This is a genomic window from Anaerosporobacter sp. (assembly GCF_965301125.1).
Genome location: NZ_CBDLAM010000108.1, coordinates 6,106 through 13,217, shown reverse-complemented (window position 1 = coordinate 13,217; position 7,112 = coordinate 6,106). Strand labels below are relative to the sequence as shown.

Below are 7,112 nucleotides of genomic sequence, written 5' to 3'. Positions count from 1 at the left end.
ATGTATAACAAGGATCTTTGGGAAGGTGAGGTACCTACAACAACAGATGCTTTATATGATTATATGGTAGCTCATACGGATACAGAGAAGGGTACGTATGCAGTAGTAAATCAACATTCAACTGCTTATAATGTGTCACCATATATCAATGGATTTGGCGGCTATATAATAGACAAAGATGCAAAACCAGGTTTAAATGACCAAGCAACAAAAGATGCGATTGCATATAACAAGAAATTTGCTGATCTAGAAGCAGATGGTGATTACAATACAGTTACAACATTATTTAACGAATCAAAAGCTACAGCTATCATTGGTGGACCATGGTTAGTAGCTGGAATTAATGAAGCGGGTATTAATTTGGGAATTAAATCATTAGCAAGTTTTACACTACCTAATGGTAATCCTCTTGCACCATATTCAGGTATACAAGGAGTTGGAGTTTTAAAACATGCAGTAGATACTAAGAAAGATGCATTAGCAAAAGTGCTAACTTCTATAACAGAACAAGAATTAGGAGTAGCATTAGCTAAGACAGCGAATTGTGCACCAGCAAATAGCAAATCCTATGATGATGCGGATGTAGCTGCTAATGAAATGGTAGTTGCAATGAAGGAAACAGCTTCCACGGCAGTTCCTATGCCTAATATCCCTGAGATGTCTGTAATGTGGGGACCAGCTGAAAGTTTATTAGCAGCTGTTAATAAATCAGGAGAAGATGTAAATAAAGCAGCTGATACTTATCAAAAGGATGCGCAAACAGCCATTAAAGATATGCAATAATTAATGCAATCGTTTTAACAGAAGGAGAAAGACAGTATGAAGAGTAAAAAGAAAATAATACCTTGGCTTTATTCCGCACCAGCATTAATTCTTATTAGTATAATTATTGTCTTCCCAATTCTATATACAGGATATATCTCTTTGACTAATATGAATGTCTTCCATTGGTTTGATTATAATGTTATCGGAATAGAAAACTACAAAAGAGCGTTGCTTAAGATTGATTCTGGTTTTATTAAGGCAGTTTTTACAACGGTGATTTGGACCATGATAAATATGGTAATTCAAGTTGTTGTTGCATATCTAATTGCACTGGGGCTTAATGCCCCAGGGCTTAAATTAAGCAGATTATATAAGACGCTATTGATGTTTCCTTGGGCAATGCCTGCATATGTATCCATTCTTCTGTGGAGAGTTGGAATCTATAATACGGAATTTGGATTGTTAAATAAGATATTGGTATCACTAGGGTTAGGAAAGATGAACTTTTTATCGGAAAATGTACCAGCGTTCCTATCATGTATGGTTTTGAATCTATGGATGGCTCTACCATTTATGATTATGATGATTGATGGTGCACTTCAAAGCATAGATCGTTCTTATTATGAAAGTGCGACACTAGATGGAGCAGGGTTTATGGTTAAGAATCTATACATAACAATACCTTCTATTAAACAAATTATTGCTCCGGCAGTGATCATGACTACATTTACAACATTTAAGCAATTCGATATTATCTATTTGCTGACATTACAAAAAGGTTCCTTAACAGGTTCAACCTTACAGACGATTATTACATATGCTCATCAGAATGCCTTTGTATCCAATAATTATGGTTTGTCATCAGCGGTATCGATAATTATATTCTTGATTATTATCGTATGTTCGCTATATACAAACCGTGGTGTAAAGGAGGAAGCATAGATGTCAAAGAAGAAAATAAAGAGAAGAATTGGTTTATTTGCACTTAATGTATTCTTCATAACGATTTGTTTTATCGGTTTGGTACCTATATTATATGCGTTGACATTATCTGTGAGTGGAGATGGAGGTGCTTTATCTTCCAATGCGTCCATATTACCAACCTCATTTACACTTAAGAATTATGAGGCGGTTTTACGGGAAAAACCATTTTTATTATGGTTTAAGAATTCAATAGTTCTAAGTGTTGGAACAATGGTTATAGCAATGGGATTTGCGATAGTAGCTGCCTATGCATTCTCTAGATTTCAGTTTAGAGGAAAGCGAAAAATTTTACTATTATTACTTTTGCTAAATGCATTTCCACAGATTTTATCCATGTTTGCAATCTTTCGATTGTTTAAAACACTCAATCTTTTGAATTCACAAGGAGGACTAATTCTTATCTATGCTGGAAGTATGTGTATCTTTAGCATTTGGAATATGAAAGGCTATTTCGATACAATACCAATAGAAATAGAAGAGGCGTCCAAAATTGATGGAGCAAGTAATGGACAATTACTTACTAAAATTATATTACCATTGGCATTACCAGCTATTATAGTAACTTCGGTAATGGTATTAATATTTGTATGGAATGAATATTTATTTGCAACTACATTCTTACTAAATGATAAAAGCTACTCTTTAGCAGGAGGTCTGTATCAATTACAGGCAGATGATTATACTAGAAGTTGGCCGATGTTTACTGCGGCGGCAATTATGGTGTCCATGCCAATTCTTGTAATCTTCTTCGCAATTCAAAAGTATATGGTATCAGGTTTGACAGCAGGTGGCGTAAAAGGATAATAAAGAAAAGAAAAGGAATGGTCATATGAACAAAAGTGCAATTTTACATATACCGTTATCACAGTATGCATTTGCCACGAGTGAACATAGTTTAACAATTCGTATTCGTACAGGAAAGAATGATTTGACTGCATGTACACTCTATTATGGAGACAGAGCATGTAATTGTACACCAGTACGATTTAGTCCATTACCAATGAGAAATATTGGAGAGGATTCTTTATATACATACTATGAGGTGAATGTTGAAAGTACATATAATCGTATATGTTATTATTTTAAATTAGAAAAAGACGATGAATGGTATTATTATTATGCAGATCAATTCACACGTAAATTAGCAGACGTTACAATTGATAATCACATTATTGAAGGACGAAGTGAATATTATCAATATCCTGTTATTTTACGAGAAGAGATTCTAGATGTACCGGAATGGTTTAAGAATGCTATTGTCTACAATATATTTCCAGATAGCTTTGCTAGTGGTAAGAGAGCGTTATCTGGTAAACCAAAGCTATTAGAAATTGAAGTAAGGGCTGATGGACAAGAAGGTCTTGAAAGCAGTATGGTTACCGATACTTACCAAACAACTAGCAAATCACGACTTGGAGGTACAATACAAGGAATTATAGAGAATCTTGACTATATACAGGAACTTGGATTTACTTGTATCTATTTGAATCCTATTTTTGTGGCAGGTGAGAGTCATAAGTATGATATATTGGATTATTATCATATTGATCCTTGTTTTGGAACGGATGAAGATTTTCATAATCTTGTGGATGAGATACATAGAAGAGATATGCGTATTATAATTGATGGCGTATTCAATCATTGTAGTTGGTATTTCTTCGCCTTTGATGATGTGGTTAAGAATGGGGAAAAATCAAGATATAAGGATTGGTTTTATGAACTTGATTTCCCGGTGATTCGGCCAGAGGATGAGAAAGAACTTCCTAATTATTCGTGTTTTGCCTATGAGAGAAAGATGCCTAAGCTTAATACTTCTAATGTAGAAGTGCAAGAATACTTTGCTAAGGTTTGTACCTATTGGTTAAAGGAGTTCAAAGTAGATGGCTGGAGACTTGATGTTGCCAATGAAATTGATCGTAACTTCTGGCATAAATTCAGACAGGCAGCTAAAGAAGCAAATCCCCAATCTGTATTAATTGGTGAAGTGTGGGAGAATTCTTTAAGTTGGTTACGAGGAGATACCTTTGATTCTACAATGAATTATGATTTTAGGAAGCATTGTAGAGAATTCTTTGCACTTAGAGAGATCAATGGTAAGCAATTCAAAGAGTGCATGCAACAGATGTATTTGCGGTATCCAAAGAACATTTCATTAGGGCAATTGAATTTGTTAGATAGTCACGATGTACCAAGATTCTTATCCTTATGCAATGGAGATTTAAGAAGATACCAACTAGCTCTTGTTTTCCTATTAATGTTTCCAGGTGTCCCTAGTGTGTTTTATGGAGATGAAAAAGGGATAGAGGGAATTAAAGAGAATGAATATCGGCAGGCAATGCCATGGAGTAAGATTGAAGGCATAGAAGAACTTGTAAAGGAATTAATTTCTATAAGGAAGAAGTATCTTCAAGCTGGAGATGCGTTTGGATTTACTAAGGTAGATAAGGAAGATGTCATTTGCCTTGAGAGAATTACTAATAAGGGTAGATTGTTGGTTTGGTTGAATGGTTCTTTAGAAAAGATAAGCATAAAAAGTGATATTAGTAAAGATTCAGTTCTTCTGACTAATAGTTTCACTTTAAGTGAATTAGATCCTAATTCATTTGTAATAATGTTTGCAAGTAAGTAATAATGTTTGAAACTAAGTAATAAAGTGGCACTTTGTCCAATGTTGAGGAATGGTTTTATTGAAACCTACTTTAGCATAGGACTAAGTGCTTTTTAATTTTATGTTTATAAATAAGCTGAAGTGAAGTAAAAGCTAATAAATTTACGAAATCTCAAATGATTAAGATTGAAAAACAAGAAATTTATGGTATACTAGGAGTTAATTTATGTTAAAAAAGGATAATTATAGACAAAATTAGTTGAAATAGTGATGTATAATATCAACTTATCTTAAATGACTAAACTTGATGATTGTATGGAGGAAGTAAAGTGGATAGTAAAAAAAGAGTAGCGATGAATATGATAATACAAATGTTAACATTTATTGTTAATTTAGCGATAAATTTTTATTTAACGCGTTATGTTACAGAGCATGTAGGAAAAGAAGTCTATGGTTTTGTTAGTTTAGCCTATCAAACAATTAATTATGTCACTATCTTTACAATAGGGTTGAATACGATGCTCAATAGATATATTACAATTAGTCTTGCGAATAAAGACTATGATGCGGCAAAACGTTATTTCTCGTCGGTTATTGTTGCAAATGCTGTTGTTACGTTAATCTTATTACTTCCATCAATTTTGTGTGTGTTTTATTTGGAATATTTTCTGAAAGTACCTTCTGCTAATCTAGCTGATGTTAAGTTATTATGGGTATTTATTTTCACTAATTTCTTAGTTTCTCTAGTTACTAATCCTTATAGTGTAGGAGCCTATGCTGCAAATCGACTAGATATATCAGGCAGAATTAATATGGAAAATGTAATTATGAAGGCATTTATTTTAATTGGTTGTTTTACATGTTTTGCTCCAAAAGTTTGGTATGTAGGAATGGCACATTTTGTATGCGGACTATGGATTACCGTTGCGAATGCATATAATACAAGAAAATTAGTACCAGAACTACGTTTTTCAAAATCTTCTGTACATAAAAAATCGGTATTTGAACTTATGAGGGTAGGAGTATGGAGTTCCGTTCAGCAAATGTCTACCATACTTATTAATGGTTGCGATATGTTACTTACAAATATCTATATTGATGCAGCATCAATGACTCTTATGGGGTTTGCAAAGACAATTCCATCATATATTATGACTATTATAGGGATTGTATCTGATTCATTTAGTCCTCAGATGACAATAATTTATGCGAAAGGTGATATGGATGAATTCGTTAAATACGTTAAAAGTGCTATAAAAGTTTGTGGCTTTATCTGTTCGGTCCCAATATTAGGCTTTATAGCTTTTGGATATGATTTCTTAGGTTTATGGCTTAGAGTTTTAACAGATAAAGAAGTTTGGACGGTGCAAATCTTGTCAATTATGATATTGGCGCAAACAATTTTTGATGTTTACATAATGCCGCTTTATACGGTTAATACAATTACATGCAAGCTTAAAGTATCGGTACTAGTTTCTTTAGGAATTGGTGTTGCTAATATTGTTGGATCAATAGTCTTGTGCAAATATACGAATTTAGGAGTATATGCAATACAATTAGTAAGTAGTGTTTTATTAACTGCTCGTGTTTTCTTTTTCGCGCCAATTTATGCGGCTAAGATTTTGAAACAAAAATGGTGGACATTCTATGAGCCGTTACTACGAGGCATGTTTTCTTCAACTATAATATTAGTTGCCTTTGCTCTATTTAGAATGGTTGTCCCTTCTAATACATGGTTTTTACTTGCGATAAGTGCTGTAGCATGTGGCTTGATTGGATATGGTATCAATTATTTAATCGTACTTAATAAGGAAGAAAGAGTTATGGTGAAGGCAATGATACAGAATAGGTTATTAAGAAAAAATAACCGAATTGTAGAATAATTGGAAAGGCCCAGTATTGTCATTCTGAAAGTCAAAAAAATTTGCACTAAATGTGTTTAAAATCTCGGAAATTCCGTGCAATCTATATCCACGAGAGTTAGAGGTGCTTAAAATGGCAATTATCTATACACTAATTCGCAAGAAAAGTTTTAAAGGGTCAAGGTTTTTAAATAAATATTGGATGATTATTGTCGAGGGAATGGGTCTGTTTTACTTTAAGAAAAAGCATAGTGAAAATTGTTTAAAACAAGTAAAATATAAGGGAACTGATTGAAAAATCTAATACTATTATCACAAAGATTTAGAAGCAAAAATAGACTAGGTGATCAAACTAGAGCTGCTTATTGGGAGAAGTCATTGCAGTATATGGGAGTATAATTTATATATTAATTAAGTTATTTTGACTTTTATATTCTGAAGTTATGAAAAATAATTAATTGCTATTATGAAAAGAAAAATTACATATGAAAAATACTGATTATAAAATAAACAGTAGTAATAATATCTTAAAATAATAAGTTTGAAGGAGATTGATAATGACAGAATATAAAGTAAGTGTTAGTTGTTTGAAAAAATGTTCTATTGAACAAGCAGACATAGCTCATAGATTAAAAGAAATACAGCAAGAAATAATTTCTATATCAAACAATTCAGTATTTAGTAATAGAATATATTCAGATTTATTAAAAAATACGCATGATTTGGAAAATGATTTAAAAGAACAAATAGACATAATAGAAAAAATGCAAGCTGCATTAGGAAATATTGCTGTAAGATATTTAGATACTGAAAGAAAAATAACAGAAGAACAAAATAAAGGAGGACATAATAGCATCATATTTTCAAATGAATCTCCTAAATCAAATAAATAT

5 protein-coding genes and 1 pseudogene are annotated in these 7,112 nt (G+C 32.4%); all 6 read left to right on the top strand.

Going from position 1 to position 7,112, the window contains the following annotated elements:
• Positions 1-783: pseudogene (locus ACW2QF_RS12300) on the top strand (extracellular solute-binding protein); the annotation flags it as partial.
• A 36-nt stretch (positions 784-819) separates the two neighbouring features.
• Complete coding sequence (locus tag ACW2QF_RS12295) at positions 820-1,707, top strand: carbohydrate ABC transporter permease (RefSeq protein WP_455716298.1); 888 nt, start codon at positions 820-822, stop codon at positions 1,705-1,707.
• Positions 1,708-2,553, top strand: coding sequence for a sugar ABC transporter permease (locus tag ACW2QF_RS12290; protein WP_455716297.1), 846 nt, complete (start codon positions 1,708-1,710; stop codon positions 2,551-2,553).
• Positions 2,554-2,578: 25 nt separating this feature from the next.
• Complete coding sequence (locus ACW2QF_RS12285) at positions 2,579-4,378, top strand: glycoside hydrolase family 13 protein (RefSeq protein ID WP_455716296.1); 1,800 nt, start codon at positions 2,579-2,581, stop codon at positions 4,376-4,378.
• Positions 4,379-4,686: 308 nt separating this feature from the next.
• Positions 4,687-6,240 (top strand): lipopolysaccharide biosynthesis protein, encoded by a 1,554-nt coding sequence (locus ACW2QF_RS12280; protein WP_455716295.1) that lies wholly within the window; start codon positions 4,687-4,689, stop codon positions 6,238-6,240.
• Positions 6,241-6,776: 536 nt separating this feature from the next.
• Positions 6,777-7,112 (top strand): hypothetical protein (locus tag ACW2QF_RS12275; RefSeq protein WP_455716294.1); only part of this gene is annotated, 336 nt, incomplete at its 3' end.